The organism is Xanthobacter sp. AM11, assembly GCF_047444035.1.
Taxonomy (GTDB): domain Bacteria; phylum Pseudomonadota; class Alphaproteobacteria; order Rhizobiales; family Xanthobacteraceae; genus Xanthobacter.
Map to the genome: position 1 here is coordinate 2,159,405 of NZ_JBLAOA010000001.1, position 22,258 is coordinate 2,181,662.

At 68.7% G+C, this 22,258-nt stretch carries 23 protein-coding genes and 2 pseudogenes; 19 read left to right on the forward strand and 6 right to left on the reverse strand.

Annotated features, from left to right (window positions below):
- The first annotated feature begins 79 nt into the window (after nt 1-79).
- From argJ to leuB, 6 genes and pseudogenes are all read left to right on the forward strand, one after another.
- Nucleotides 80-1,321: a bifunctional glutamate N-acetyltransferase/amino-acid acetyltransferase ArgJ gene (argJ, locus tag ACI7BZ_RS09945; protein WP_414117003.1), complete on the forward strand. Its 1,242-nt coding sequence runs from the start codon at nt 80-82 to the stop codon at nt 1,319-1,321.
- Nucleotides 1,318-2,037: an SIMPL domain-containing protein gene (locus ACI7BZ_RS09950; protein ID WP_414117004.1), complete on the forward strand. Its 720-nt coding sequence runs from the start codon at nt 1,318-1,320 to the stop codon at nt 2,035-2,037. The genes argJ and ACI7BZ_RS09950 overlap by 4 nt, the downstream gene beginning before the upstream one ends.
- Nucleotides 2,034-2,459: a (deoxy)nucleoside triphosphate pyrophosphohydrolase gene (locus ACI7BZ_RS09955; RefSeq protein WP_414117005.1), complete on the forward strand. Its 426-nt coding sequence runs from the start codon at nt 2,034-2,036 to the stop codon at nt 2,457-2,459. Before ACI7BZ_RS09950 ends, ACI7BZ_RS09955 begins: the two co-directional genes overlap by 4 nt.
- 7 nt (nt 2,460-2,466) lie before the next feature.
- Nucleotides 2,467-3,321: an aromatic amino acid exporter YddG gene (yddG, locus tag ACI7BZ_RS09960; RefSeq protein ID WP_414117006.1), complete on the forward strand. Its 855-nt coding sequence runs from the start codon at nt 2,467-2,469 to the stop codon at nt 3,319-3,321.
- Nucleotides 3,322-3,437: 116 nt separating this feature from the next.
- Nucleotides 3,438-3,659 (forward strand): annotated as a pseudogene (locus ACI7BZ_RS09965) (short-chain dehydrogenase); the annotation flags it as partial.
- A gap of 403 nt (nt 3,660-4,062) precedes the next feature.
- Nucleotides 4,063-5,175, forward strand: a complete 1,113-nt coding sequence (leuB, locus tag ACI7BZ_RS09970; protein ID WP_414117007.1) for a 3-isopropylmalate dehydrogenase — start codon at nt 4,063-4,065, stop codon at nt 5,173-5,175.
- Nucleotides 5,176-5,263: 88 nt separating this feature from the next.
- Here the strand turns inward: leuB and ACI7BZ_RS09975 are convergent, their stop codons facing one another.
- The gene (locus ACI7BZ_RS09975; protein ID WP_414117008.1) at nt 5,264-5,605 is read right to left on the reverse strand and encodes a rhodanese-like domain-containing protein; all 342 of its coding nucleotides are present in this window, start codon (nt 5,603-5,605) and stop codon (nt 5,264-5,266) included.
- Between the two features lie 245 nt (nt 5,606-5,850).
- Here ACI7BZ_RS09975 and ACI7BZ_RS09980 point away from each other — a divergent pair, with 245 nt between their 5' ends.
- The 3 genes from ACI7BZ_RS09980 (at nt 5,851) to ACI7BZ_RS09990 (ending at nt 8,537) form a co-directional block, all read left to right on the forward strand.
- Nucleotides 5,851-6,171: a YMGG-like glycine zipper-containing protein gene (locus ACI7BZ_RS09980; protein ID WP_414117009.1), complete on the forward strand. Its 321-nt coding sequence runs from the start codon at nt 5,851-5,853 to the stop codon at nt 6,169-6,171.
- A gap of 164 nt (nt 6,172-6,335) precedes the next feature.
- A complete protein-coding gene (meaB, locus tag ACI7BZ_RS09985) occupies nt 6,336-7,307 on the forward strand; it encodes a methylmalonyl Co-A mutase-associated GTPase MeaB (protein WP_414117010.1) in 972 nt (323 codons plus the stop codon).
- A 78-nt stretch (nt 7,308-7,385) separates the two neighbouring features.
- Complete coding sequence (locus tag ACI7BZ_RS09990; protein ID WP_414117011.1) at nt 7,386-8,537, forward strand: cell wall hydrolase; 1,152 nt, start codon at nt 7,386-7,388, stop codon at nt 8,535-8,537.
- Nucleotides 8,538-8,549: 12 nt separating this feature from the next.
- Here the strand turns inward: ACI7BZ_RS09990 and ACI7BZ_RS09995 are convergent, their stop codons facing one another.
- On the reverse strand, nt 8,550-9,167 hold the full coding sequence (locus ACI7BZ_RS09995) for a YqgE/AlgH family protein (protein WP_414119134.1): 618 nt from the start codon (nt 9,165-9,167) through the stop codon (nt 8,550-8,552).
- Nucleotides 9,168-9,335: 168 nt separating this feature from the next.
- Here ACI7BZ_RS09995 and ACI7BZ_RS10000 point away from each other — a divergent pair, with 168 nt between their 5' ends.
- Entirely contained in the window at nt 9,336-10,163 is an 828-nt protein-coding gene (locus ACI7BZ_RS10000) for a protein-disulfide reductase DsbD domain-containing protein (protein ID WP_414117012.1), read from the forward strand.
- Nucleotides 10,164-10,259: 96 nt separating this feature from the next.
- Nucleotides 10,260-10,745, forward strand: coding sequence for a peroxiredoxin (locus ACI7BZ_RS10005; RefSeq protein ID WP_414117013.1), 486 nt, complete (start codon nt 10,260-10,262; stop codon nt 10,743-10,745).
- A 106-nt stretch (nt 10,746-10,851) separates the two neighbouring features.
- Here ACI7BZ_RS10005 and ACI7BZ_RS10010 read toward each other — a convergent pair whose 3' ends face one another.
- Nucleotides 10,852-11,058, reverse strand: coding sequence for a YdcH family protein (locus ACI7BZ_RS10010; RefSeq protein WP_414117014.1), 207 nt, complete (start codon nt 11,056-11,058; stop codon nt 10,852-10,854).
- 181 nt (nt 11,059-11,239) lie between these two features.
- Here ACI7BZ_RS10010 and ACI7BZ_RS10015 point away from each other — a divergent pair, with 181 nt between their 5' ends.
- The 8 genes and pseudogenes from ACI7BZ_RS10015 (at nt 11,240) to ACI7BZ_RS10050 (ending at nt 19,720) form a co-directional block, all read left to right on the forward strand.
- Nucleotides 11,240-11,419, forward strand: a complete 180-nt coding sequence (locus ACI7BZ_RS10015; RefSeq protein ID WP_414117015.1) for a YdcH family protein — start codon at nt 11,240-11,242, stop codon at nt 11,417-11,419.
- A gap of 191 nt (nt 11,420-11,610) precedes the next feature.
- Nucleotides 11,611-13,431 carry an ABC-F family ATP-binding cassette domain-containing protein gene (locus tag ACI7BZ_RS10020; protein ID WP_414117016.1) on the forward strand — a complete coding sequence of 607 codons (1,821 nt, stop codon included), beginning with the start codon at nt 11,611-11,613 and terminating at the stop codon, nt 13,429-13,431.
- A 333-nt stretch (nt 13,432-13,764) separates the two neighbouring features.
- Nucleotides 13,765-14,788, forward strand: a pseudogene (locus ACI7BZ_RS10025) (sulfate ABC transporter substrate-binding protein).
- Nucleotides 14,789-14,959: 171 nt separating this feature from the next.
- A complete protein-coding gene (locus tag ACI7BZ_RS10030; protein ID WP_414117017.1) occupies nt 14,960-15,313 on the forward strand; it encodes a (2Fe-2S) ferredoxin domain-containing protein in 354 nt (117 codons plus the stop codon).
- Between the two features lie 466 nt (nt 15,314-15,779).
- Nucleotides 15,780-17,180, forward strand: coding sequence for a glutamine synthetase family protein (locus ACI7BZ_RS10035; protein WP_414117018.1), 1,401 nt, complete (start codon nt 15,780-15,782; stop codon nt 17,178-17,180).
- A 99-nt stretch (nt 17,181-17,279) separates the two neighbouring features.
- Nucleotides 17,280-18,386: a polyamine ABC transporter substrate-binding protein gene (locus ACI7BZ_RS10040; RefSeq protein WP_414117019.1), complete on the forward strand. Its 1,107-nt coding sequence runs from the start codon at nt 17,280-17,282 to the stop codon at nt 18,384-18,386.
- Between the two features lie 176 nt (nt 18,387-18,562).
- The gene (locus tag ACI7BZ_RS10045; RefSeq protein ID WP_414117020.1) at nt 18,563-19,129 is read left to right on the forward strand and encodes a PH domain-containing protein; all 567 of its coding nucleotides are present in this window, start codon (nt 18,563-18,565) and stop codon (nt 19,127-19,129) included.
- Between the two features lie 24 nt (nt 19,130-19,153).
- The gene (locus ACI7BZ_RS10050; protein ID WP_414117021.1) at nt 19,154-19,720 is read left to right on the forward strand and encodes a PH domain-containing protein; all 567 of its coding nucleotides are present in this window, start codon (nt 19,154-19,156) and stop codon (nt 19,718-19,720) included.
- Nucleotides 19,721-19,749: 29 nt separating this feature from the next.
- On the opposite strand, the gene rnhA is transcribed toward ACI7BZ_RS10050, so the two are convergent.
- The 3 genes from rnhA to ispH are packed head-to-tail and all read right to left on the reverse strand — an operon-like array spanning nt 19,750 to nt 22,142.
- Nucleotides 19,750-20,211 (reverse strand): ribonuclease HI, encoded by a 462-nt coding sequence (gene rnhA, locus ACI7BZ_RS10055; RefSeq protein WP_414117022.1) that lies wholly within the window; start codon nt 20,209-20,211, stop codon nt 19,750-19,752.
- Nucleotides 20,208-21,173: a homoserine kinase gene (thrB, locus tag ACI7BZ_RS10060; protein WP_414117023.1), complete on the reverse strand. Its 966-nt coding sequence runs from the start codon at nt 21,171-21,173 to the stop codon at nt 20,208-20,210. Before thrB ends, rnhA begins: the two co-directional genes overlap by 4 nt.
- 3 nt (nt 21,174-21,176) lie before the next feature.
- On the reverse strand, nt 21,177-22,142 hold the full coding sequence (gene ispH, locus ACI7BZ_RS10065) for a 4-hydroxy-3-methylbut-2-enyl diphosphate reductase (RefSeq protein WP_414119135.1): 966 nt from the start codon (nt 22,140-22,142) through the stop codon (nt 21,177-21,179).
- Nucleotides 22,143-22,258 lie beyond the last annotated feature (116 nt).

The window sequence follows — 22,258 nt, forward strand, 5'->3', positions numbered from 1 at the left end:
CCGCCTCGCCGTTGCCGCGCCCTTGCTTCGGACCCAAAGCTGCGGCACACCGGGCGCGCCATCACCCGGGGACCTGCCCATGTCGTCCACCATCTCCCCCCTCGCGCCCAAGTTTGTGCCCGAGTTGCAGCCCGTGCCGGGCGTCGGCTTCACCACCGCGGCCGCCGGCATCCGCTACCAGGGGCGCACCGACGTGCTGGTCATGTCGTTCGTGCCGGGAACCACGGTGGCGGGGGTCACCACGAAATCCCTGTGCCCCTCGGCCCCGGTGGAGTGGTGCCGCGAACTGCTGAAGAAGGGCAAGGCGCGGGCGCTGGTGGTCAATTCCGGCAATGCCAACGCCTTCACCGGCAAGAAGGGCCGCGAGGCCACGCAACTCACCGCCGAGATCGCCGCCACCGTGCTGCGCTGCAAGCCCACGGAGGTGTTCCTCGCCTCCACCGGCGTCATCGGCGAGCCGCTGGACGCCACCAAGTTCGAGGGCGCCCTCACCGAGGCGGCCGGCCGCCTCGTGGACTGGCCGTGGCTGGATGCCGCCCGCGCCATCATGACCACGGACACCTTCCCCAAGCTCGCCACCGCCTCGGTGCTGCTGGGCGACGTGCCGGTGACCATCAACGGCATCGCCAAGGGCGCGGGCATGATCGCCCCCGACATGGCCACCATGCTCTCCTTCGTCTTCACCGACGCGCCCATCGCCGCGGACGTGCTGCAGGCACTGCTCTCCAAGGGCGTGAAGAGCAGCTTCAACGCGGTGACCATCGACGGCGACACCTCCACCTCGGACACGCTGCTGCTGTTTGCCACCGGCGTCGCCAAGAGCCGTGGCGCGGCCCAGGTGAAGACGCTGGACGATCCGCGCCTCGTCGCCTTCCGCCGCGCGCTCCAGGACGTGCTGGCCGACCTTGCCGAGCAGGTGGCCCGGGACGGGGAGGGGGCGCGCAAGCTCATCCGCATCCATGTGACCGGGGCGGTTTCCAAGAAGTCGGCGCGCCGCATCGCCATGTCGATTGCCAACTCGCCGCTGGTGAAGACCGCGGTGGCCGGCGAGGACGCCAACTGGGGCCGGGTGGTGATGGCGGTGGGCAAGGCCGGCGAGCCGGCGGACCGCGACCGCCTCACCATCTCCTTCGGCGACATCCGCGTCGCCCACGAAGGCGCCCGCGATCCGGACTATGACGAGGCCGCCGTCTCCGCCTACATGAAGAACGACGTGATCGACCTCACCGTGGACCTCGGCCTGGGGCGCAGTTCCGACCGGGTGCTCACCTGCGACCTGACCAAGGAATACGTGGCGATCAACGGGGATTATCGCTCGTGAGGGCGGTTGTCCTGGCTCTCCTGCTCGGTGCCGCGCCCGTCTCGGCAGTGCTCGCGCAACCGGTGGCTCCGCCGACGTCTGCGGCCAACCCGCAAACCCTCATCGAGGCGCAGGGAGCCGGGGCTGTCACGTTGGTCCCGGACATCGCCACAGTGTTTCTCGCCATTGTCACTCGGGCAGAGACGCTTGTGACTGCACTGGACGAGAATTCCGCCGAGATGAAGCGGCTCATCGCCTTCTGCAAGGCGTTCGGCATCGCTCCGGCGGATATACGCTCCGGTTCGGTCCGGATCATTCCACGGCCCAAACCCGCGGGCGAGAAACCCGATACGGCGCTCCCGCAAGAGAGCTACGAGGCGACCAACGGGCTCAACATTACCGTTCGCGAGCTGGATCGCCTCGGCGCGTTTGTCCGAGACGCGATCGACCATGGCGCGAATCGCATCAGCGCCGTTCAGTTCGGCCTCGCCGACGATGAGAAGGCGACCGACCTCGCGCGCGAGGCGGCCTTTGCCGACGCCCGCCGAAAGGCGGAACACCTTGCGGGCCTCGCGCATGTGAAACTGGGGCGCGTGGTCCGGGTCACTTATCCGCCCGCATCCAGGGGCGCGCAGGGCTATGCGGACCTCGCCGCGCCCACGCCATTGAATGTCCCAGTCGAACGGGGCACCATCACCGTCAACGCCGAAGTGGCCGTCGCCTGGGCCGCCGAATGAACGCCCCGCCCCTTCCCCTCAAGATCACCCTCGTCGCCGCCTGCGCCCTGGTGGATGCGGACAACCGTGTCCTCGTGGCCCAGCGGCCGCAGGGCAAGGCGCTGGCCGGCCTGTGGGAATTTCCCGGCGGCAAGGTGGAGCCCGGCGAGCGGCCGGAGCAGACGCTGATCCGCGAGCTTGACGAGGAACTGGGCATCACGGTGAAGGAGGCGTGCCTCGCGCCCCTCACCTTCGCCAGCCACCCCTACGAGACCTTCCATCTGCTGATGCCCTTGTGGATCTGCCGCCGCTGGGAGGGGGTGATCCAGCAGAAGGAGCATCAGGCGCTGCAATGGCTGCGGCCGGCCCGTCTGCGGGACATTCCCATGCCGCCGGCCGACGAGCCGCTCATTCCCGCCCTCATCGACCTGCTGGGTCCCTGACCCGCCCATGTCGCCCGCCGTCGCCACGCGCACCGGCCTCCTCGCCATCGCCCTGTGGGCGACCCTTGCCGTGTTCACGGCGGCGACCGGGCAGGTGCCGCCCTTCCTGCTCACCGCCCTCACCTTCGCCATCGGTGGCGCGGTGGGGGTGGCGGCGGCCCTGGCCGGGCCGGGGCTCGGCGTGCTGGTGCAGCGCCCGCTGGCCTATCTGCACGGGGTGGGCGGGCTGTTCGGCTACCATTTCCTTTATTTCGCCGCGCTGAAATGGGCGCCACCGGCGGAAGCCGGCCTCATCAACTATCTGTGGCCGCTGCTCATCGTGCTCTTGTCGGCACTGCTGCCGGGCGGGGGGCTGAAGCGCGGCCATGTGGTCGGCGCCCTATTGGGCTTTGCCGGCACGGTGGTGCTGCTGCTGGGCAAGGGGGGCTTCGCCGGCATCGAGGCGCGCTATGCGCCGGGCTATCTGGCCGCCTTCGCCTGCGCCTTCATCTGGTCGTCCTATTCGGTGGCCTCGCGCCATTTTGCCGATGTGCCCACGCAGGCGGTGGCCGGCTTCTGCCTGGTCACCGCGCTCCTGGCCGGCCTGTGCCACCTTGCCTGGGAAGACACGCTGTGGCCGGCCGGCGCGGGCGAGTGGGCGGCGGTGGCGGCGCTGGGGGTGGGGCCGGTGGGCATCGCCTTCTATGCCTGGGACATCGGCATGAAGCGGGGCGACGTGCGGCTTTTGGGGGTCGCCTCCTATGCGGCGCCGGTGCTCTCCACCCTTCTCCTGGTGGCCACCGGGTTTGCCGCCGCCAGCTGGTCGCTCGCCGCTGCCTGCGTGCTCATCGTCGGTGGCGCCTATGTGGCCACGCGCCGCTGAGGCGCCGCGCCTGTTGGAGGAAACCGTGATGCCTCAAACCGTCCTCGCGCCGGAACGTGTCGCCGTGGTCACCGGCGGCGCCTCCGGCATCGGTCTTGCCGCCGCCGCCCGCTGCGCCGGCCGGGGCCTGGACGGCGGAGGAGACGGTGGACCTCATGCTGGGGCGGCTCGTCGCCGGCGATTTCTACATCCTGTGCCTGGATAACGACGTGCCGCGGGCGCTGGACGAAAAGCGCATCCGCTGGGCCGCCGGCGACGTGGTGGAGAACCGTCCGCCGCTGTCGCGCTGGCACCCGGATTTCGCGGAAGCCTTCGCTGCCTTCGTGAAGGCCGGATGAGGCCGGGCCGCGCCGGTAGACAATATTCCAGCCGCACCCTTGCCTTCGCCCCGGCGACGCCTTAGAGCACGCGCCGATCGGCCTGCATCGCAGGCGGATCGGACACCGCGTTCTCGATGCTGAAGTAAGAAGGCGCACGCGCCGATCGGCCTGCATCGCAGGCGGATCGGACACCGCGTTCTCGATGCTGAAGTAAGAAGGCGCACGCGCCGATCGGCCTGCATCGCGGGCGGATCGGACATTGCGTTCTCGATGCTGAAACGAGAGGGCCGTTCACGGGGCAGGGGATGCTGCCTGGTGGGCTCCGGCCCTCGCCCGCCGCGCCCGGCCCCGAAGCTGCCGCCTGCCGGGCGGTTCAACCGCAAGACGGCCCGCGAGGCCGCTTTCCCCAAGGATACCCGCCATGGCCACCCACAAGCTTCTCCTCCTCGCCGGCGACGGCATCGGCCCCGAAGTGATGGCGGAGGTGAAACGGGTGGTGAAGTGGCTGGAGCAGGCCGGCCTTGCCTCCTTCGCCCTCGAAGAGGATCTGGTGGGCGGCTGCGCCTATGATGCCTACGGCGCCGCCATCTCGGATGCCGCCATGGAGCGCGCCAAGGCGGCGGATGCGGTGCTGCTGGGCGCCGTGGGCGGCCCGAAGTGGGCGAGCGTGCCTTATGAGGGGCGCCCCGAGGCGGGCCTGCTGCGCCTGCGCAAGGACCTGCAGCTGTTTGCCAATCTGCGCCCGGCCATCTGCTACCCGGCGCTGGCGGATGCCTCCTCCCTCAAGCGCGAGGTGGTGGAGGGGCTCGACATCCTCATCGTCCGCGAGCTGACCGGCGGTGTCTATTTCGGCGAGCCCAAGACCATCCTCGATTTGGGCAACGGCCAGAAGCGCGCCATCGACACGCAGGTCTACGACACCTACGAGATCGAGCGGATCGCCTCCGTCGCCTTCGAGCTGGCGCGCACCCGGCGCAACAAGGTGACCTCCTCCGAGAAGCACAATGTCATGAAGTCCGGCGTGCTCTGGAAGGAAGTGGTCACCGCCTTGCACGAGCGGTCCTACAAGGATGTGGAGCTGGAGCACAATCTGGCCGATTCGCTGGCCATGCAGCTGGTGCGCTGGCCCAAGCAGTATGACGTGATCGTCACCGACAACCTGTTCGGCGACGTGCTCTCCGACATTGCCGCCATGCTCACCGGATCGCTGGGAATGCTGCCCTCCGCCTCCCTGGGCGCCATGGACCCGGCCACCGGCAAGCGCGCTGCGATGTATGAGCCGGTGCACGGCTCGGCCCCGGACATCGCCGGCAAGGGCGTGGCCAACCCCATCGCCATGATCGGCTCGCTGGCCATGGCGCTGCGCTATTCGTTCAACCAGGGCGAGGTGGCCGACCGCATCGAGCAGGCGATTGCGGGCGTGCTGGCCTCGGGCAAGCGCACCGGCGACATCGCCGGTCCGGGCACCGAAACCATCGGCACCGCCGCCATGGGCGAGGCCATCGTGGCGGAACTGGACGCCCAGTCGGCGTAATTTTCCGCCCGCAGCCCCTGAAATGAAAGACGCGCCGCCCGGGCTTGCGGGCGGCGCGTGTCTTTGTGCGGCGGGTGGGGGCGCGGCCTCAGCCGCGCTCCACGTCGAAACCGGCCTGCCGCCAGGCGATGATGCCGCCCTGCATGTGCTCCTCATAGGGCAGCCCCGCCCGCTGGGCGACGGCCGCCGCCTGCTGGGAGCGCTGGCCGGAGCGGCAGGAGAACACCAGGCGCTTGCCCTTCGGGTCGGGCAGGGCGGCCGGATCGAAGCGGCTGAGTGGAAGGGTCTGCGCGCCGGGAATGCGCTCGGCATGAAGCTCGTTCGGCTCGCGCACGTCCACGAGGAGCATGGTCCCGTCGGCGAGGCCCTTCTGGACCTCCGCCGGCGAGAGGTGCGAGATGGTCCCGCCGAAGGGGTTGCGTTCGCTCATGAATGACATCCTGAAAGGTGAAGCTGGACCCTGCACCAGAGGCCTGCTGCGATGCAAGAGGCGTTCCTCGCGCCGTTCCTTGCGCAGTGCCGTCGCGGGCAGCCCGGCGCCGAGCCGCCAGACCAATTTCCAAGCTGCATGCATGCCTAACAATGTGCTCATCTGGCGTTCATGTTGGCCTTGCTAGAACCAAACCCATGGACAGCACGCCTGCGGCGCATGCCGGGGCTGCGGAAAGGAAGGACATGACCATCCGTTCGGGCCTCGTCGCTCTTGCGCTCGCCACCTCCACCGTCGCCGGCATGGCCGGCGTGGCGCAGGCGCAGAACAACACCGCGGCCGGCGCGATCATCGGCGGCACGGCTGGCGCGCTCATCGGCGGCGCTGCCACGGGCACGGCCGGCGGCGTGGCTGCGGGCGCGATCATCGGCGGCACCACGGGCGCCATCATCGGTTCGCAGAACGACCGCAACCAGGCCTATTATTTCTGGGCGAATGACGGCCGCTGCTATCTGCACCAGAACAACGGCAACGTGGTTCGCGTCTCGCGCAGCAACTGCCGCTGAGCTTCGAATTTCAGGGCTGTTGATCGGTTCCGTTCCCCCGCACGGTTCCGATCAGCGGAGAAGGCGTCGGCGCAAGCCGGCGCCTTTTTCCGTTCGGGCCTGCTCTTAGCGCGATCCGATCAAACTGATTCAATTTGATCGCATCGCACGCTAGATTGGCGCCGATGCCACCCCTTCCAGCCGAACCTGCCCCCGGCGCCCAGGCGCGCGACCCGCTCGATCTCGCAACCGTGCGGACCGGGGGGAAGCGCGCCGTGGCGCGCGCCCTCGCTTATGTGGAAACCGCCCGCGGCCGGCCCGACCTGGTGGCGCTGCTGGATGCCGCCGCCCGCTCCGGCCGGGCGCATGTGCTGGGCCTCACCGGCCCGCCCGGCGTCGGCAAGTCCACCCTCACCAACGCTTTGGTGCAGCGGGCCCGCGCCGCGGGGCAGACCGTGGCGGTGCTGGCGGTGGACCCCTCCTCCCGCCGCACCGGTGGCGCCCTTCTGGGCGATCGCGCCCGCATGAAGACCGATCCCGACGACCGCGGCGTGTTCGTGCGCTCCATGGCGGCGCGCGACCGTCTTGGCGGCTTGTCGGACGATTCCATCGCCGCGGTGGTGCTGCTGCGGGCCGTTTACGATCTTGTGATCGTGGAAACGGTGGGGGTGGGCCAGTCCGAGGCGGACATCTCCCTCGTCGCCGACACGGTGGTGCTGTGCATCCAGCCGGCATCGGGCGACAGTCTGCAGTTCATGAAGGCGGGCGTCATGGAACTGCCCGACATCATCGTCGTCACCAAGGCCGACATGGCGGAAGTGGCGCGGCGGGCCGCGTCCGAGGTGGCCGGGGCACTGTCCCTGTCCGGCTCGGGCGCCCACGGCTGGACCGTTCCGGTGATTCGCCTTTCGGCGGCCACCGGGGAGGGGCTGGCCGCCTTCGAAGCGGCCTGCGCCAGCCACCGCGCCCATCTTGATGCCGACGGCCGGCGCGCGGCGCTGCGGGCGGAGCAGGAAGAGAAGTGGGTGGAGGAGGCCATACGCGTGCGCTTCGGCACCCACGGCCTGGCGCGCGCCCGCCGGCTGATGCCCGGCGCCACCACCCCCTTCGCCCGGGAAGCCGAGGTGGCGGCGCGGTTAACCTCCGGGCAAGACTGATCGGACAATGCTCTTGCGTGTCGCCGGCAAGCCACGGCCGGCACGGGTTGCGTCAAGGGCAAGGTCATGGCTGCTGGAATGATGCGGAGGCGGGCGCGCGGGCTGATGCGCCCGGCGCGGCCGCTGGTGGTTGCGGCGCTGGTCCTGGGGCTGCCCATAAGCGGCGCCGGAGCCGACGGCACGCCCGCGCGGGTGCCCGCAGCCGCCGCGGCCATGGCGCCGGGCCTGCTGGGCGCGCCGCTGCGGGCCCTCAAGGTGGCGACCCTGGACCTGCCGCGCCCCATCGGCACCGGCGTGCCGGGGGACGGGGTGGAGGGCCGGCCGCCGGACACGCCCGTTGTGGCCGGAGCGCCATTTGCGGCGCCCGGGCAGGAGGTCGCCAATACGCTACTTCCGCCTCCCGCCCCGCCGCGGGCGCATCTGGAACTGGCGCTCGACATGCTGCTGGAACTGCCGCTGATCGAGGACAGCGCGTGGCCGGTGGCGGAAGGCGCCGCCTTCGGTCCCGACCTCGGCGCGGTGCAGGAACTGGCGGAGCCGGAAGATGCGGTCGCCGCCGCCGCCCCGCCGGTCGAGGCGGAGCCCGGTGCCATCTTCCTTGATCCCGCCATCGTCTTCGGCGTCGAGGCCGCCCCCCGCCTCGCCTTCGGGGCCGCAATGGACGATGCGCCCGCCGCCACAAGCGCCTCACTGCCGGGGCCGGACGACGCCCTGCCCGAGGGCGCGCTGGAGGAGGGCGCCGTCGCCGCCGCCGATGAGGATAGGCCCGACCGTATCTGGCCGAGCCCCGCCGAGCGGCTGGACCTTGCCGGCGAGAAGCGGGCGCGGGCGCAGAAGTGCCTGGCCGAGGCCATCTATTTCGAGAGCCGCGGCGAGCCCCGGCGCGGCCAGATCGCGGTGGCGCAGGTGGTGGTGAACCGGGTGTTCTCCGGCTATTACCCCAACGACGTGTGCGGCGCGGTCTATCAGAACGCCCACCGCCACCTCGCCTGCCAGTTCACCTTTGCCTGCGACAATGTGCGCGACGTGGTGCGCGAGCCCGACATGTGGGTGCAGGCCAAGGAGATTGCCGCCGACATGCTGGACGGCAAGCTGTGGCTCGCCAGCGTGGGGCGGGCCACCCATTACCATGCCTATTGGGTGCGCCCGAACTGGGTGCGCGAGATGCGCAAGCTCGACCGCATCGGCGTGCACACCTTCTATCGCCCCCGCCGCTGGGGCGAAGGCTGAGGCGCCGGCGGCTCAGGCGTGGCCGGCGTCGCTGGACAGCATGCCCGGGTCGATGCCCAGCTTGCGCAGGGCGAGGTCGTATTTGGATTCCACGCTCGCGCCGAACACCAGTTCCGCATCGGCCGGGCAGTGCAGCCAGCCATTGGCCTGGATCTCGGTTTCCAGCTGCCCCGGGGCCCAGCCGGCATAGCCCAGCGCCAGCACCGCGCTGCTCGGGCCGCGCCCGCCGGCAATGGCCTTCAGGATGTCCAGCGTGGCGGTGAGGCAGATGCCGTCGTCTATGGGCAAAGTGGAATTCTCGACGAAATAATCCGCCGAGTGCAGCACGAAGCCGCGCCCGGTCTCCACCGGCCCGCCCCGCAGCACTTTCACCGTTCCGGCGCTCTTGGGCAAAAGGATGCGCTCGGCGGAGGGAATGACATCCAGCTGCACCAGCAGGTCGGTGAAGTCGATGTGACTGGCCGGCTGGTTCACCACGATGCCCATGGCCCCCTCGGCGGAGTGGGCGCACAGATAGATGAGGGTGCGTGCGAACTGCTCGTCGCGCATGGTCGGCATGGCGATGAGCATCTGCCCGTCGAGAAAGTTCAGCTCCCTATCCGGGCCGCCGGGTTTCTGGCTCGCGATCATGTGGGAAAGGGTACTGCGCATCCGGGCTTTTGGGAATGCGCTTGGCGCTGCGGGAGCCGCCGGCGGATGGCGCAATTGCGGGCATTGCCCGCCGGGTCTCACACGCTTGTGCACGCGGAGGGCTTTGCGCTCGCGGCCCGGAGAGGCTACCCGCTGGGCATGATGATGATGCGCCAGCTTCGCGCGGCCGGGCTCTGGGCCTTCGCCGCCTTCACCCTTTCGAGCGCCGCCGCGGCGGCCGGCGAAGCGCCCCGGGCCAGCCTGGCCGGCGCCGAGGTGCAGCTCATCGCCGGTGCGGTGGAGGGGGATCAGGCACAGGCGGGCATCGAGATCCGCCTCGCCCCCGGCTGGAAGACCTACTGGCGCTACCCCGGCGACAGCGGCGTCCCGCCCGCCCTCACCTTCGAAGGCTCGCGCAACGTGCTGGCCGTGGAGATGGCCTGGCCGGCGCCGCGGCGCTTCTCCGACGGCGCCGGCGGCTTTTCCATCGGCTACAAGGGCAACGTGCTGCTTCCGCTCAAGGTGCGGCTGGCGGAGCCCGGCAAGGGCGCGCACCTCGCCATCACCCTCGACTTCGCCGTGTGCGAGGCCCTGTGCATGCCGGCGCGGGCGGACCTCGCCGTGGATCTTCCCGGCGACGGGGCGGGGCAGGCGCGAATCACTGCGGCGGGGGCAGGCGTGCCGGAGCCGCGCCCCCTCGGCGCAGAGGGGCTGGCCGTCACCGCGGTGGCGCTGGATTCCACCACCACGCCCGCCCGGCTGGTCATTGATGTGCGCACAGCCACCGCCAAGGCCGACCTGTTCGCGGAAGGGCCGGATGCGCGCTGGGCCCTGCCGCTGCCGCAGAAGACGGCCTTGCCGGACGGCATGGCCCGCTTCTCGCTGCCGCTGGAGGGCGTGCCGCCGGGCGTGGACCCGCGCGGGGCGCAGCTGGAATTGACCCTGGTGGACGGGGCGCAGGCCGTTGCCACCAGGGTTGCCGTTCCCGCCCCCTGATGCGTGGCGCCGGCCGCCCGCGGCCCGCTTTCCTGTGGCGTGAAACCCCGTATTGTTCGCCCGGGCCGCAGCGGCCCGAAGAATGCGGAGACACAGATGCCCATCTCGGTCGGCGATCGTCTGCCCAACGCCACCTTTCGCGTGTCCACGGAGGATGGACCCGTGCCCAAGACCACGGACGAGGTCTTCAAGGGCAAGAAGGTGGTGCTGTTCGCAGTGCCCGGGGCCTTCACGCCCACCTGCCACAAGAACCATCTGCCCGGCTATGTGCACGAGGCCGGCGCCATCAAGGCGAAGGGCGTGGACACCATCGCCGTGGTGTCGGTGAACGACCCGTTCGTCATGGGCGCGTGGGAGAAGGCGTCCGGCGCGGACGGCAAGATCCTGTTCCTGGCGGACCCCGACGCGTCCTTCGCCGCGGCCCTCGACCTCACCTTCGACGGTTCGGCGGCCGGCCTCGGCGTGCGCTCCAAGCGCTTCTCCATGCTGGTGGAAGACGGCGTGGTGACGGCGCTGAACGTGGAGGACGTGCCCTCCAAGGCGGACGTGTCGAGCGCTGCGAGCATGCTCGCCCAGCTCTGAGCACTCGGCCCGGCAGGCAACCGCCCCTGCGGGGTGCTGTCCCTGGAACGGGCGGCTCCCGCCGGGCGCCGCCCCGATCATCGCCCGGGGGCCGGTGCGCCGGCCCTCAGGCTATGATGTCGGGAAACAGTTCGTCCTCGACCTGGCTGATGCGGTCCTTGAGCTGCAGCTTGCGCTTCTTCAGCCGCTGCACCTGCAGGATGTCGGACCCGGAGACCGCCGTCAGCGCCTCGATGGCGGCGTCCAGATCCCGGTGTTCCTGCTTCAGTCGCTCCAGAAGGACCCTGAGATCCCGTTCCTCGTCGCTCGTCATGCCCACATCCGTCACCGGCACGCGTGCGCCGGGCCGCCCGCCATTACCCGATGGATGTGACTATGGCATGGGCTTGCCGCGCTGCAAGATGGGAGGCGTGCGGAGAGGCCAGAAAGGCGATCGACTCTTTGTCGGCTCCATGACAGACTGACGTCGTGATGCAGACACGGAGTGGCTCAGAATGTCCATCCAGTCGCACCTTTTGGAGTTGAAGCGGCGTCATGCGGCCATCGAGCAGGAGCTCAGCCGCGAACTTGCCCACCCCGCTTCCGATCCTGTTCGCGTTGCCGAGCTGAAGCGCAAGAAGCTGGTTCTCAAGGACCAGATGACGCGGATCCACGGGCCTTCCACGGTACATTGACGTTCTGGTGCGGGCAGGGCCGCGGGCAGGAATGCCCAGGAGAAGGTCCGCATCGCGCCGGTTTCGGTGAACGCTGCTCCGGGCGTCCGCGCCCGGCGGCGCCGCCTGCCCATGTCCGGCAGGCGCGTGGGAAGAGCATGCCGGCCCACTGGCCCTTTGCGTTCCGGCGCGGGGGGCTTTAATCCGGCGGCATGGCTCCTCCCCTCGTTCTCCTCCAGGACATTCACCTGCGCTATGGCGCGACGCCCCTGCTCGACGGTGCGGAACTTTCCGTTTCCGCCGGCGAGCGGGTGTGCCTCGTCGGCCGCAACGGTTCCGGCAAGTCCACGCTGCTGAAGGTGGCGGCGGGCCTTGTGGCGCCGGATTCCGGCACGCGCTTCTTCCAGCCCGGCGCCACCGTGCGCTATCTGCCGCAGGAGCCCGACTTCTCCGGCCATGCCACCACCTTGTCCTATGTGGAGGCGGGGCTGGGGCCGGGGGACGAGGCCTATCGCGCCCAATATCTCTTGGAGGAGCTGGGCCTCACCGGCCAGGAGGACCCTGCCACCCTTTCCGGCGGCGAGGCGCGCAGGGCTGCGCTCGCCCGCGTCATCGCCCCGGAACCGGACGTGCTGCTGCTGGACGAGCCCACCAACCACCTCGACCTGCCGGTGATCGAGTGGCTGGAAAGCGAGCTGAAGGGCCTGCGCTCGGCCATGGTCCTCATCAGCCACGACCGGCGCTTCCTTGAAAACCTCTCGCGCGCCACCATCTGGCTCGACCGCGGCCAGACGCGCCGGCTGGACCAGGGCTTTGCCGCCTTCGAGGCCTGGCGCGACGACGTGCTGGAGCAGGAGGAGACGGAGCGCCACAAGCTCGACCGCAAGATCGTCGCCGAGCTGGACTGGCTGCGCTACGGCGTCACCGCCCGGCGCAAGCGCAACGTGCGCCGCCTCGGCCTGTTGCATTCCATGCGCAAGGACCGGCGCGAGGAACGCCGCGCCGTGGGCAATGTGAAGCTCACGGTGAGCGAGGCGGACGCCTCCGGCAAGCTGGTGATCGAGGCGAAGACCATCACCAAGGCCTATGGCGCGCGCACGGTGGTGAAGGATTTCTCCACCCGCATCCTGCGCGGCGACCGCATCGGCATCGTCGGCCCGAACGGGGCGGGCAAGACCACCCTCATCAAGCTGCTGACCGGCGAGCTGGCCCCCGATTCCGGCACGGTGAAGCTCGGCACCAACCTGGAGATCGCCAGCCTCGACCAGAAGCGCACGGCCCTCGACCCGGCCACCACCCTGAAGGCGGCGCTGACCGGCGGCGGCTCCGACACGGTGATGGTGGGCGGGCAGCCCAAGCATGTGATCGGCTATCTGAAGGACTTCCTCTTCACCCCGGAGCAGGCCAACGCCCCGCTCTGCGTGCTTTCCGGCGGCGAGCGCGGGCGGCTGATGCTGGCGCGGGCGCTGGCCACGGCCTCCAACATGCTGGTGCTGGACGAGCCCACCAACGACCTCGACCTCGAAACCCTGGATCTGCTGCAGGAGATGGTCGCCGACTATCCCGGCACCGTGATCCTGGTGAGCCACGACCGCGACTTCCTCGACCGCACGGTGTCCAGCATCATCATTGCCGAAGGCGACGGTGTGTTCCGTGAATATGCGGGCGGCTATGCCGACATGGTGGCCCAGCGCGGGCGCGGGGTGGATGCAAGGGAGAAGGCACCGCCCGCAGCGAAGGGCAAGGCCGCCCCGGCCGCATCCCGGCTTGCGGTCGCGGCGGCGCCCAAGGAGAAGCGCAAGCTGTCCTTCCAGGACCAGCACGCCCTGAAGACGCTGCCGAAAACCATGGAGCAGCAGCGCGCCAAGCTGGAAAAGCTGGCCGCCACGCTGGCCGACCCCACCCTCTATGCCCGCGACCCGGCCGCCTTCCAGAAGGCATCGGCCGCCGTGGCCGAGGCGCAGAAGGTGCTGGATGTCGCAGAGGAGGAATGGCTGCGGCTGGAAATCCTGCGCGAGGAGCTGGAAGGCTAGAGCGCGATCCGATCAAATTGAATCAATTCGATCGGTGAATCGCCCTCTAAACTCAAGATAGAGCGCCCGCCCGCCTGGGGAGCGGCGCGCCTTAACTGTAGACGGGGGCAGACCCCGCGGGTGTTCGCGCGCCGTGCGGAAGTGGTCCCGCGGCCTCTGCGCCCCTTTCATCATACGTTCGTGACCGGTGCAGGCGGCGCCCCGGCACCCTGGCGCGGCATTCGCCCGCGGGAGGGTGGCGGCGGTGGTTCACAGGCCGTATTTCACATGGTAATGACTACCAACGTGGAATTCGCATTTCACCAAATGTGAAATGTGTAATGGAGAGCCGCCATGATCACCCGCCGCGCCGTCCTTGCCACCCTCGCTGCCGTGCCGGTCTGGGCCGCGGCGCTTCTGGCCGCGCCGGCCGCGGCGCAGGGACCCAACACGCTGCTCAATGTGTCCTATGACATCGCCCGCGAACTGTTCGCGGCTGAGAATGCGCTCTTCATCCCCTTGTGGAAGCAGAAGACCGGCCAGGAGCTGCACCATCAACCAGAGCCACGCCGGCACGTCCCGCCAAGCCCGAGCCATCATCGAGGGGCTCGACGCGGACGTGGTGACCTTCAATCAGGTGATTGACGTGGAGGCCCTGGTGAAGGCCGGCCTCGTGACCAAGGACTGGCAGACCAAATTTCCCAACAACGCCTCGCCCTACTATTCCTTCCCCGCCTTCCTGGTGCGCGCGGGCAACCCCAAGAACATCAAGGACTGGTCGGACCTGGTGCGCGACGACGTGAAGGTGATCTTCCCCAATCCGAAGACCTCTGGGAATGCGCGCTACACCTATCTTGCCGCCTATGCCTTCGCGCTGGAGCAGAACAAGGGCGATACCGCCAAGGCCGACGCCTTCGCCAAGAAGCTCTTGGCCAACGTGCCGGTGTTCGACACCGGCGGACGCGCCGCCACCACCACCTTTGTGGAGCGCGACACGGGCGACGTGCTGGTGACCTTCGAGGCGGAGACCCGCACCATCGAGGGCCTCTACCCCGACCGCAAGCTGCAGACCGTGGTCCCCTCCATGAGCCTGCTGGCTGAATTCCCCGTGGCGGTGGTGGACAAGGTGGTGGACAAGCGCAGCTCCCGCCCCGCCGCCACCGCCTATCTTGAGTTCCTCTATTCGCCGGAGGGGCAGACCGTGGCCGCCAAGTCGTTCCACCGGGTGGTGGACCCCAAGGTGGTGGAGGCGTTCAAGGCCCAGTTCCCGCCGGTGCGGCTGGTGAAGGTGGAGGATGTGTTCGGTGGCTGGCAGAAGGTGCAGGCCGACCATTTCGCCTCCGGTGGCAAGCTCGACACATTGTTCGTGGGCCGCTGACGCCCCGTGTCGCATTCCCTTCGCCGCCCGGCCCGCCTGCCTGTCGCAGCCGGGCCGGGCCGGTCGGCGAGGGACGATATGGTTCGGTGATATATGGATAATTCACAAGGTGTGGCAGTGCGGCACGGATTTTGAATGGTTCCAGGCGAAGTCACCGAGCCGCGAGCTGTCATGTCTGAAGCTGCCGAAATCGAAGTCCTCGACATCCCGCAGGTCTATACGCACCACGTCTTCTGCTGCTTTACCCAGCGGCCGCCGCAGCATCCGCGCGGCTCGTGCGGGGCCAATGGCGCCCAGCCGCTCTGGGAGCGCCTGGCCAAGAAGCTGGAGGCTTCCGGCCGCCGCGACATCTGCATGACGTCTTCGGGCTGCCTCAGCTTCTGCCAGGCCGGGCCGATCATGGTCGTCTACCCGCAGGGCATCTGGTACACGCCCAAGACCCCCGAGGACATCGACGAGATCGTCACTTCCCACCTCATCGGCGGCAAGCCGGTGGAGCGCCTCATCATCGTTCCGCGCATCTGACCCGCGCGGCGCGGCACCTGGCCGTGCTCTATCAATAATTTAGAGACTGATTCACCGATCAGGTTGATTCAACCTGATCGGATCAAGCTCTAGCGGAAAGCTGAGCCGCACGCAGGTGGCGCGGGGGCGGGGATCAAGCCCGTGCTCGGCCTTGAGCTTGGACGCCATGGCGCGGACCATGCGGTTGCCGACCCCGCCCGCCCCCTGCGCCGGGGCGGCGCTTATGCCCACCCCGTCGTCGGCGACGATGAAGTCGATGCGCGCCCCCCCGCCGTTCCGGCGATCCGAGGGTATATCGCCGCCTCCCGCATCCGTGGGTCAGATCCTTTTCACAGGGCGGGTTTGCGCAGCGTCACTTTGGTGTACGCAACCCGGCCCTCCGGTGCACGAGCATCGTCATGCTTGAAGGTTCCATGGCTTCGCGCTTGGATGGGGGTCGCAGTCCGCTTTTTTGAAATGGAGTATCATGCCGGCCTCAGTCTCCGGTCGCCGCCCCGACGATGCTGCCACGGCGCAGGTCGAGGACGAGGTGGCGGCCCATATCGCAGCTTTCGGCGAACCCGAGGTGGTGGAGGTCCTGCTCCCCGACACATCCGCAGTGCTCAGGGGAAAATGGATTCCCGGCCATTCCATCCGCAAGATCTGGAAGGACGGTGTGCCCATCCCCTTGTCCATCTTCGGGCTGGACGTGTGGGGCTGCGAGGTGGAAGCCACCGAGATCCATCTGGAGACCGGCGACAAGGATGGCCTGTGCTGGCCGGTGCCCGGCACCCTGCGCCCGGTGCCCTGGGCGCCGCGCCCCACGGCGCAGGTGCTCATCACCATGCACGAGCCGGACGGCTCGGCCCGCGGCGCACCGTGGAAGCTTGATCCGCGCCAGCAGCTCGCCGCCATCGTGGACCGCTTCACCGCCCGCGGGCTCGCGCCCTGCGTGGCGTTCGAGCTGGAATTCTATCTGCTGAAGCCGGGCCAGGACCCCGGAGCGCCGCCGGAGCCGGTGTTTCCGGTCAGCGGGCAGGCACGGCAGAACATGTATTCCATGTCCGACCTCGACGCCTTCGCGCCGCTGCTGCACGACATGCGCGCCGCCTGCGCCCTGCAGGGGCTGCCCGCCGACACGGTGATATCCGAGGCGGCGCCGGGCCAGTTCGAGGTCAACCTCTACCATCGGGTGGATGCGCTGGGGGCGGCGGACGACGCCCTCCTGCTGCGCCGCCTCATCGACGGGGTGGCGCGGCGCCATGGGCTGCGGGCCAGCTTCATGGCGAAGCCGCTGGTGGATTTCGCCGGCAACGGCATGCATGTGCATGTCAGCCTGATGGAGGCCGGGGGTGGCAACCTGTTCACCCGGGCGGACGAGGTGGGCGAGCGCGCCTTGCGCCACGCCGCCGGGGGCCTGCTCGCCACCATGGCGGATGCCACCCTCATCTTCGTGCCGAGCTACAACGGCTACCGGCGCCTCGTGCCCGGCAGCTATGCGCCGGTTTCCATCAGCTGGGGCTACGACAACCGCTCGGTGGCGGTGCGGGTGCCGAACGGTCCGCCCGCCGCGCGGCGCCTGGAGCATCGCATCGCCGGGGCGGAGGCCCATCCCCACCTCGTGCTCGCCGCCATCCTGGCCGGAATGCTGGAGGGCCTGGAAGCGCAGATCGAGCCGCCGCCGCCGCTTTCGGGCAATGCCTACGAGCACGATGCGCCGCGCCTTTCCCCCTCCATGGCCGAGGCGGTGGCGCGCTTTGGCGCCTCGCCATTCATCGCCCGGGCGTTCGGCGAGGACTACCGGCGCATCTATGCGGTGATGAAGCGGGAGGAACTCGCCGCCTTCAGCCGGGTCATCCTGCCGCTGGAATACGAGACCTACCTGTAAATTCGGCGTTTCCTGTTGAGCGCGATGGCGCGACGCAATAGCGTTGGGACATGGGGGCAGGCAGCAGAACCAAGCCCCCGTGCAAGAGGAGAACGGCGGATGCGTCGTCATTTCGTTGCGGCACTTGTGTGTGCCACGTTCGGCCTGTCCGGGGCTGCCTTCGCCCAGGACAAGGTGGTGAACGTCTTCAACTGGTCGGACTATATCGACGAGGGTGTGCTGGAAGCCTTCACGAAGGAAACGGGCATCAAGGTCCGCTACGACGTCTTCGACAGCAACGAGGTGCTGGAAACCAAGCTGCTCGCCGGCCGCACCGGCTACGACGTGGTGGCGCCCACCGGCTCCTTCCTGCAGCGCCAGATCAAGGCCGGCATCTTCCAGGTTCTCGACAAGTCGAAGATCCCGAACCTGCAATATGCGTGGCCCGAGATCACCAAGCGCCTTGCCGTCTATGACCCGGACAACGCCCACGCGGTCAACTACATGTGGGGCACCACCGGCATCGGCTACAATGCCGACAAGGTGAAGGAGCGCCTTGGCGACGTTCCCATGAACACATGGGATATCGTCTTCAAGCCGGAGATCCTTTCCAAGCTGAAGGACTGCGGCGTCTACATGCTGGACGGACCGGAGGAGGTCATCCCCTCCGCCATGAAGTATCTTGGCCTTGATCCGGATTCCAAGAACCCGGAAGACATCGCCAAGGCTGGCGAGATGCTGATGAAGATCCGCCCCTTCATCAAGAAGTTTGACTCCTCCGGCTATATCAATGCCCTGGCGCGCGGCGACATCTGTCTCGCGGTGGGCTGGTCCGGCGACGTGTTCCAGGCCAAGACCCGCGCCGAGGAGGCCGCCAAGAAGACCAAGAAGAAGCCGGTGGTGGTTGAATACGTCATCCCCAAGGAAGGGGCGCTCATGTGGTTCGACAACTTCGCCATCCCCAAGGATGCGAAGAATATCGACAATGCGCTCACCTTCATCAACTACATGATGCGGCCCGAAGTTGCGGCGAAAAACACCAACTATATCTCCTACGCCAACGGCAACCTCGAATCGCAGAAGTTCATCGACAAGGCGATCCTGGAAAATCCGGCCATCTACCCGGACAAGGAAACCTTCTCCCGCCTGTTCATCGTCACCACCAACGAGCCGGCGGTCCAACGGGTGATCACCAAGACCTGGAACACCTTCAAGCGCGGCAAATGAGCCGCGCAAGGCCGTGAGCCTCGCGGGCTGCCGAGGGGTTCACCTGCTGAATGCACAAGGCGGCGGGGCCGGTGGAACGGCCCCGCCGCCTTCTTTTTTCAGCGGTGCTTGCGTATGGTGCGGCGGCGGGCTCGCGGCAGGAGCCTTCCGACGCGGGGCTGCACGTGGGATTAGAGATGGACCTCCGCCTTGCCGGGCGGCTGTTGCGGGGCGAGCGCGTGCTGTGGACCGGCCGTCCCCGGCCCGGCGGCATGGTGTTCATGCCCGAGGATTTCGTCCCGGTGCTTATTTCCATCTTCCTCGCCGCGGGGTTGGCCTTCGCCATCTTCGGCGGGCTCGCCGGCCGGCCCCGTCCCTTCGGGCGGAACTACGACCTGCTCGTCTTCGTCGGCATATGGACGCTGATTTATGGCAGCCGGTTCGTGCTCGACGCCTATCTGCGCCGCCATACTTGGTATGTCGTTACAGATCGGCGCATCCTCATCCTGCAGGAGGGCTGGCTGCCGCGCGTCCTGGCGATCGACCGGGCCCGGCTGGCCATGGTGGAGCTGGAGCAATGGCCCAACGCGGTCAACATCGTGTTCGAATACGTGCCGACCAACCCGCGCGATCCCAGGGCGCTGGTGCCGTCGCTGCACCCCAGCCCGCGCTTTCTCGCCCTTGCCGATGCACGGGCCGTGTTCGACCTCATCGAGCGCACGAAACCCGCCGTCGCGGCAGCCACACCGGCGCCGATGGCATGAGACCTGAGCGCGGGCAGCACCCGCATGGGAACGCAGGGGGGCACCATGCGGCTTGAGGCGGAACGCCGGCTTGCAGGCCGCCTGCTGCCGGGGGAGCGGGTGCTGTGGGCGGGGCAGCCGAAGCAGGGGCTGCTTCTGGTGGCCGAAAACGTGGTGCCGGTGCTGCTCACCCTGGCGGTCGGCCTCGTCTTCATCCTTGTCGCGCCGCTGGCGGGCATGGAGTGGAAGCCGTTCCACCTGCTGGCGTTGATGGTGCTGGGGCCGGCCTGGCTGCTGCTCTTCGCCGGCCAGTTCGTGCTCGATGCCGTCCTGCGCCGCCGCACCTGGTATGCGGTGACGGACCGGCGCATCCTCATCCGGCGCGATGGCCCGTGGGGCAGCTTCCACGCGCTGGACCTCGCACGGCTCCCCGCGGTGGAGCTGGAGGAGGGGCCGCGCTACGGCACCTTGCTGTTCGACCGGGTGCCGGACAATCCGCGGCGGTGGTCCCGCGGCATCCCCGCCCTTGATCCGGCGCCGCAATTCCTCGCCATCCGCGACGCGCGCGCCGTCTTCGATTTGATCCAGCAATCAACGGCGCGGGCGGCGTGAAGGCCCGGCTCCGGGGCCCCTTTTGAGCGTCAGGCGCCCTGCAGGCGCCCCTTCAGCTTGAAGGGCGCCATGCCTTCGCGCGCCAGTTCGTCGGCGCGTTCATTTTCCGGGTGGCCGGCGTGGCCCTTCACCCAGTGCCAGCGGATCTCATGGCGCTTCAGGGCCTCGTCGAGGCGCTCCCACAGGTCCTGGTTCTTCACCGGCTTCCTGTCGGCGGTGCGCCAGCCGTTGCGCTTCCAGCCGTGCATCCACTTGGTGACGCCGTTCTTCAGATATTCGCTGTCGGTGTTGAGGTCCACCACGCACGGTTCCTTCAGCGCCTCCAGCGCGCTGATGGCGCCCATCAGCTCCATGCGGTTGTTGGTGGTCAGCGCCTCGCCGCCGCTGAGCGCCTTCTCGTGCGCGCCGAAGCGCATCAGCGCACCCCAGCCGCCGGGGCCGGGATTGCCCGAGCAGGCGCCGTCGGTGAAGATCTCAACCTCTTTCTTCATGCTGCAAGGCCATAGTCCCGCGCCGTGTCCACCGCCTGGTGGAAGCGCAGCTTCTTGAGATATTCCAGGGGGTCCTTGGGCCGCACCAGCGCCCCTTCCGGCACGTTCAGCCAGTCCACCAGGCGGGTGAGCAGGAAGCGCAGGGCCGCGCCGCGGGCCAACTGCGGCAGCGCCGCCCGCTCCGCCGGCGCAAGGGGGCGCAGGGCCTCGTAGCCGGAAAGCAGGGCGCGCCCCTTGGTGATGTTGTAGGCGCCATCCGCCTCGAAGCACCAGGCGTTGAGGCACACGGCAAGGTCGTAGGCGAGGAAATCCGTGCAGGCGAAATAGAAGTCGATGATGCCGGAGAGGTGGTCGTCCAGGAAGAAGGCGTTGTCGGGGAAGAGGTCGGCGTGGATCACGCCCGACGGCAGCCCGACCGGCCAGGAGGCCTCATGGAAGGCCAGCTCGTCCGCAATGGTGGCGGAAAGGCCGACGGCCACGGTGTCCGCCGCGCCATGGGCCGCCGCGAACAGGGGGCGCCAGCCGGCCACGGACAGGGCATTGGCCCGCCGCATGGGAAAATCCGCGCCGGCGAGGTGGAGCTGGGCAAGGCCGTGGCCCAGTTGCGCGCAATGCTGCGCCGCGGGCCGCCGCACGGAGATGCCCGGCAGGAAGGTGACCATGGCTGCGGGCCGCCCGGCAATCTCCGCCAGCACCGCCCCCGAGCGCGCCACCACCGGCTGCGGGCAGGAGAGCCCGCGGGCCGCCAGATGCTGCATGAGGCCGATGAAGAAGGGCAGGTCCTCCCGCGCCACGCGCTTCTCATAGAGCGTGAGGATGTAGCTTCCGCTGGTGGTCTGCACCAGGAAGTTGGAATTTTCCACCCCCTCGGCAATGCCGTGGAAGGATGTGAGGGTGCCGATGTCGTAGCCGGAAAGGAAGGTTTCCAGCTCCGCGGGGGAAACGTCTGTATAGACTGCCACGCCTTACTCCGCCGCGTCGGGCCGCAGGGCGCGGGGCAGGGGGAAGAACACGTCTTCATGCGAGGAGGTCACGGTCTCCACCGTCACCGCATAGCGGACGGCGAAGGCGTCGATGATCTCTTCCACCAGCACCTCGGGGGCGGATGCGCCGGCGGTGATGCCGAGGCGAGAGATGTCGCCGAAGACGGTCCAGTCGAGGTCGGCGGCGCGCTGCACCAGCACCGCGCGGGCGCAGCCGGCGCGCTCCGCCGCCTCGCGCAGGCGCTGGGAATTGGAGGAATTGGGCGCGCCCACCACCACCATGGCATCCACCCGCGGGGCGACGGACTTCACCGCCTCCTGCCGGTTGGTGGTGGCGTAGCAGATGTCCTCCTTGTGCGGCTCGCTCATGGTGGGGAAGCGCGCGCGCAGGATGGCCACCATCTCGGCGGTGTCGTCCAAAGAGAGGGTGGTCTGGGTCACATAGGCAAGGTTGTCGGGCTCGCGCGGCATGAGGGTGCGCGCATCCTCGGCGCTCTCCACCAGGGTGATGGCGCCGTCCGGCAGCTGGCCCATGGTGCCCACCACCTCCGGGTGGCCGCGATGGCCGATGAGCAGGATGTGGCGGCCCCGCTTGTGGTGCACCTGCGCTTCGCGGTGCACCTTGGTGACCAGGGGGCAGGTGGCATCGATGGCGAAGAGGTTGCGCCCGGCCGCCGCGTCCGGCACGGATTTCGGCACGCCGTGGGCGGAGAAGATGACGGGGGCGGAGGTGTCCGGCACCTCGTCCAGTTCCTCCACGAAGACGGCGCCTTTGCGCTTCAGGGCATCCACCACATATTTGTTGTGCACGATCTCGTGGCGCACATAGACCGGCGCGCCATAAAGATTCAGCGCCTGCTCCACCGCATCTATGGCCCGCACCACGCCGGCGCAGAATCCGCGGGGGGCGCAAAGCAGGATTTCGAGCGGCGGCTTTTCGGCATCCATGACGAGGGTGTCCATCTCGGGCATGGCGCGAATTGGCGGTTTCGCGGCGGCCGTGTCAAGCGGCGCCCGCCCGCGCGGGCGATTTCCCATGCGCGGGATTTGCAAGTGCGGCCCGG